This is a genomic window from Romboutsia sp. (genome assembly GCF_035470145.1).
GTDB lineage: Bacteria > Bacillota > Clostridia > Peptostreptococcales > Peptostreptococcaceae > Romboutsia_D.
This window is the reverse complement of record NZ_DATIRC010000199.1, coordinates 1-4798: the sequence shown is the minus strand read 5'-3', so window position 1 is coordinate 4798 and position 4798 is coordinate 1. Positions and strand designations below refer to the sequence as shown.

At 26.6% G+C, this 4798-nt stretch carries 5 protein-coding genes; all 5 read left to right on the top strand.

The window, feature by feature from the left end; all coding sequences use genetic code 11:
• Window positions 1-49: 49 nt before the first annotated feature.
• The 5 genes from VLM92_RS08495 (at window position 50) to VLM92_RS08475 (ending at window position 4629) form a co-directional block, all read left to right on the top strand.
• A complete protein-coding gene (locus tag VLM92_RS08495) occupies window positions 50-1888 on the top strand; it encodes a sensor histidine kinase (RefSeq protein WP_325275909.1) in 1839 nt (612 codons plus the stop codon).
• 289 nt (window positions 1889-2177) lie between these two features.
• Window positions 2178-3035 carry a hypothetical protein gene (locus VLM92_RS08490; RefSeq protein WP_325275908.1) on the top strand — a complete coding sequence of 286 codons (858 nt, stop codon included), beginning with the start codon at window positions 2178-2180 and terminating at the stop codon, window positions 3033-3035.
• A gap of 47 nt (window positions 3036-3082) precedes the next feature.
• Window positions 3083-3406 carry a hypothetical protein gene (locus VLM92_RS08485; protein ID WP_325275907.1) on the top strand — a complete coding sequence of 108 codons (324 nt, stop codon included), beginning with the start codon at window positions 3083-3085 and terminating at the stop codon, window positions 3404-3406.
• Entirely contained in the window at window positions 3369-4325 is a 957-nt protein-coding gene (locus VLM92_RS08480; RefSeq protein ID WP_325275906.1) for a glycosyltransferase family 4 protein, read from the top strand. Before VLM92_RS08485 ends, VLM92_RS08480 begins: the two co-directional genes overlap by 38 nt.
• Window positions 4326-4449: 124 nt before the next feature.
• On the top strand, window positions 4450-4629 hold the full coding sequence (locus VLM92_RS08475) for a (2Fe-2S)-binding protein (RefSeq protein WP_325275905.1): 180 nt from the start codon (window positions 4450-4452) through the stop codon (window positions 4627-4629).
• Window positions 4630-4798: the final 169 nt, after the last annotated feature.

The following is a 4798-nucleotide window of genomic DNA, read 5'->3' as shown; positions in this document are numbered from 1 at the left end:
AAGGGGATAAACGTAATAAGTGATTTTTCAATTTGGGAAGGGGTAAAATATGAAAAGTTTAAAGAAAAAAATTATTCTGCCTGTAATTTTAGTAGCTAGTATAGGTTTATTGTCTTTAGCATTAATAGCATATACTTTCTCTAAAAAAATAATTATTAATAATATTGAAACAATAACGGAAGAGAAAGTGGAGAAATTAGTAGTAAATGTTGAAAATAAATTTGAGCAGTGGAAAGAGAAAATGGAAATGATATCCACAATGCATGCTGCACAAACGTTAGATTACAATACGGTATTCAAGTATATAGAGGATCATAGGAAATTTTTCAAGGAATATGAAGTAGTTTTAATATCTGATATAGATGGTAATTATGAAGCAACAAATGGAGTATCAGGTAATATTTCTGATAGAGAGTATTTTCATAAAACCCTAGAAGGACAAACTGTTATATCGGAGCCTAAGATATCTAAATCTACAGGAAATCCTATTATTGTAGTTTCAGCCCCTATAAGAGATAATGAGGATAAGATTATTGGATTAGTAGCAGGAACAATAAATTTATCTGTTATTACAGATATTATCAATGATGAGAAATTTGGAAATTACGGATATGCCTATATGTTTGATTCACATGGAGCAACAGTAGCACATCCAACAGAGGATGATTTATTCAAAAGTGCCAACAAGGATTTAAAAAATATTATTAGAAGAATGATAAGAGGCGAAGAAGGAACTGAATATTATTTCTATAATGGTGAAAAAAAATTAGTTTCATTTAAGCCGGTTAAATCTACAGGATGGTCTATAGGTATGTCTGCTAATTATGATGAGATGACTAAAAGTATAGAAATGTTAAAATTATATGTTTTAATTACATCAGTTATAATATTAATTTTAATAGGTGGAGTATTATATTTTCTAACAAATTCATGTGTTAAACCTATTAATAAATTAAAAGAATATATGGAAGTAGCTGCAAAAGGAGATCTTACAGTTCAATCTAATATAAAGAGTAATGATGAAATAGGAGTTTTATCAAATAGTTTTAATACTCTTATAAAAGAAAATAAAAGATTATTAGAAGAAACCCTTGAATATGATAAATTAAAAACCGAATTTTTTTCAAATATATCTCATGAATTAAAAACACCTTTAAATATTATTTTTTCTACAATGCAGATACTGTCTTTATATAGCAATAAGAATGAGTTAGATAGTGAGAAATTGAATAAACATATAAATATAGTAAATCAAAATTCTTATAGATTATTGAGACTGGTAAATAATTTAATTGACACTACAAGGATTGATTCAGGATTCCAAAATTTAAATTTACAAAATAAAAATATTGTAGAAGTTATTGAGAACATAACATTATCAACTGTCGATTATGTAGAAAGTAAATCAAGAGAAATTACATTTGATACAGAAATAGAAGAAAAGATTTTGGCATTTGACCCAGATCAAATGGAAAGAATTATATTAAATCTTATTTCAAACGCAGTTAAGTTTACAAATCCAAATGATAAAATAGAAGTTAATATATATGATAAAAAAGAAAGTATTTTAATATCTGTAAAGGATACAGGTATAGGAATTTCAGAAGACAAACAGAAAATAATATTTGAAAGATTTAGGCAGGTAGATCCATTATATATTAGAAAAAATGAGGGAAGCGGAATAGGTTTATCATTGGTTAAGTCTTTAGTTGAAATGCATAATGGAAACATTTGTGTTAAAAGTAAATGTGGTGAAGGAACAGAATTTATCATTGAAATACCTGTTAAACTGGTTTCAAAAGAGGAGAATGAATCTTACATAGAAGAATTCATACCACAATGTAATATAGATAAAATTCATATTGAATTTTCAGATATATATTCATAGCCTATAGATAAACTGAGAAGGTACATTTAAACTCTAAAAATAAAAAATGATATTAAGAAAAATACTATTCCTAAAGGCGAGAGAGGAGTAGTATTTTTTATGTCTAGATTAGAAGTGGATAGTTTGGAGGTACAAATTAATTAGACCTAAAAGTATTTATATATATTTTTTAGTTATACCTATGCTAATTTTCGACAGTATTTTCAATATCAATCTGCTACTATAAGATTAAATAATACACTTATGATTTATGTAAGCATAATTACTACAAATTGAAAGGGAAAGTATTATGAATATAAATATTAAGAGTAGTGATGTTTTATGCTGTCAAGGAACAGCAATGTATAATGAAGACATAGCAGGCTTAAATCCATATGGAGTGTGGATCTTAGATGGAGCAACGGGGCTTAATAATAAGAATTTAGCATCTAAAGATAGTGACGCAAAATGGTATGTTAATTGGTGGAATAACTATTTACATAAAAATATTTACAAGGAATTACCCTTAAAAGAAATTATGCTAAATGGAATAACAAACATAAGAAAAGAGTACTATTCCAAAATAGGTAAAAATAAAATTGAGAAATTAGACACTCCATCTAGTGCTATATCAATTGTAAAATTTTATGAAAATAAAATAGAATATCTATTACTAGGTGATTGCTCACTACATATAAAAATTGATGAAAAAACATCAATTATAAAAGATAGAACTTTATGCAAGTTAGATAAACTAGTTTATGATGAAATGGAAAAACTACCTAACTTACAGCAACTTTCCTTTGAACAAATAAAGTCAAGTGTCATTAGTACTATAATAAGTAATAGACTTAAAAAGAATACAGAAGATGGCTATTGGATTTTAGAATTTGATGAAAATGCAATAGAAAATGCTATGTACGGATATACAACCGTTCATAAAAATATAAAATTAATGTTAACTAGTGATGGATTCTCTTGTGTCAGTGATAGATATAATTTAATAAATGAAGAGGAATTATTAAATCAAGTTACAAATAGAGGTATTAGTGAAATATACAATGAACTTAGATGTTTTGAAGAAGAAGATTTCTCAACTATCAAGTTTCCTAGATTTAAAATAAAAGATGATTCTTCATGCATTTATTTAGACATAGAGTTCAATTAACACAAAGTAAACTAACACAAATTCGACATTGAATAAGGGGGACAAAAGTGAAAATTCTTCATATAATAACTCAAAAACCAAACAGTACAGGTAGTGGCGTATATATGTGTGGGATGATAAATGGATTTAAAAAAATGGGGTATAATCAGGCAGTAATCGCAGGGATAGATAAAGATGATAATATAAAAGCCTTTACAGATGATATATCTTATTATCCTGTAATTTACAATAGTGATGAATTGCCATTTAATGTAGTAGGCATGAGTGACGTTATGCCATACAAAAGCACAAGGTATAGAGATATGGACCTAGATATGGTAAATATGCTTAAAAATGATTTCAAAAAAAAATATAAAAAAAGCAATAAGTGAGTTTGAGCCAGATTTAATAATTTGTCATCACTTATATTTATTAACAGCATTTGTTAGAGAAATAGTAAAAGATATTCAAGTGGTTGGTATATGTCATGGAACTTGCCTTAGACAAATACAAAGTCATGATTTAGAAAAAGAGTACATATTATCAAATATAAAAAAATTAGATGCAGTATTTTCATTACATGATGAACAAAGAAAAGAAATAATAGGCATATTTAATATAGATGAAGATAAAGTATTTACACTAGGTAGTGGATATGATGAAAAAATGTTTTTCAATGAAGTAAAAAAATTAAATAATGATAGTATTACAATAACTTATGCAGGTAAGATTTGTAAATTAAAAGGTTTAAAATCATTGATAAATTCTTTAGATAAATTAAAATATCATAAAGAATTTATCAATATAAATATAGTTGGAGATGGAAGTAGCAAAGAAGAATATGAAGAAATATTAGAACTTGCACAAAATAACTATTTTAATATAAACTTTTTAGGAAAAATTAATCAAGAACACTTATCTAAACTATTTAGAAAATCTCATATATTTATGCTACCATCGTTTTTTGAAGGACTTCCACTAGTAGTTATAGAAAGCTTAGCATGTGGATGCAATGTAGTTACTACTGATATACCAGGAGTAAAACAATGGATAGGAGATAAGATAAATAATAGTGGAAAGATAGGTTATGTAGACTTACCTAAGATGAAAGACATTGGAATTCCTTTTGAAAAAGAACTTTCTAAATTTGAAGAAGAATTAGCTAATGTTTTAAATGATATGATAGCGAGTATATTAAGTGAAGATACTAGAAATAAAAAACTACATATGAAAGATAAAACATGGACGGGCTTATGTTATAGGTTAGAAAACTTTATAGAATGTAATAGAGTATGGTGTGACATTATTTAAATTAACATATTAGGGCTTTCATGCTTAATAAAATTTTAATTATCTGGGTACACTACAATTGTATGAATATATACGAGAACATAGCTATTATAAACTAAAAAAGTTAATTCAAAGGAGACCGAAGATGGATAAAGATGAAGTAGTATGTACATGTTTTGGTGTAACAGTAGAACATCTGCAGAAAGCTATAGATGACGGTGCTGCAACATTTGACCAAGTGAAACAAGTTACACAAGTTGGTACTGGTTGCGAGAGCTGTTTAGCCAATGCAAAAGTAATAGTTGGTAAATTATTAGAAAAATAATATCTAAAACAAAATAACCAATACAATATAAAAATAAGCATCTATATGACTGTAGATATAGATGCTTATTTTTTATTGTAATGTCATAGTGTAGATTTTTACACTAAAACCTTATTTTTTGTATATCAAAAGAGGATTTTATCCTTTTGTGTCTAATTTATATATCTGT

What these genes read in the sequence shown, in the direction of transcription:
- VLM92_RS08495 (WP_325275909.1), top strand. Translation starts at nt 50, where the DNA reads ATGAAAAGTTTAAAGAAAAAAATTATTCTGCCTGTAATTTTAGTAGCT.
- VLM92_RS08475 (WP_325275905.1), top strand. Translation starts at nt 4,450, where the DNA reads ATGGATAAAGATGAAGTAGTATGTACATGTTTTGGTGTAACAGTAGAA.
- VLM92_RS08490 (WP_325275908.1), top strand. Translation starts at nt 2,178, where the DNA reads ATGAATATAAATATTAAGAGTAGTGATGTTTTATGCTGTCAAGGAACA.
- VLM92_RS08480 (WP_325275906.1), top strand. Translation starts at nt 3,369, where the DNA reads ATGATTTCAAAAAAAAATATAAAAAAAGCAATAAGTGAGTTTGAGCCA.